Raw genomic sequence first — 245 nt, forward strand, 5'->3', positions numbered from 1 at the left:
ATGGTGTAGGTCTTGCAGCTCCGCAAATAGGCTTATCAATTCGTCTGTTTTTAGTAGATACAGAACCGTTTTCTGAAGATGAAGATCTATCTGAGAAAGATAGAGAACAGATGAAAAATTTTAAAAAAACCTTTATCAATGCACAGATATTAGAAGAAGAAGGTGATGAATGGGCATTTAATGAAGGCTGTTTAAGTATACCAGATGTCAGGGAAGATGTGTTTAGACAACCAAAGATTAAAATA

1 protein-coding gene is annotated in these 245 nt (G+C 34.3%); it reads left to right on the forward strand.

What is annotated here, in order from left to right:
* Positions 1-245, forward strand: a 245-nt coding sequence (locus ACTG3Y_RS11790) for a peptide deformylase (RefSeq protein ID WP_439153125.1), incomplete at both ends; no start/stop codon positions are given.

The organism is Winogradskyella sp. (genome assembly GCF_965656915.1).
GTDB lineage: Bacteria > Bacteroidota > Bacteroidia > Flavobacteriales > Flavobacteriaceae > Winogradskyella.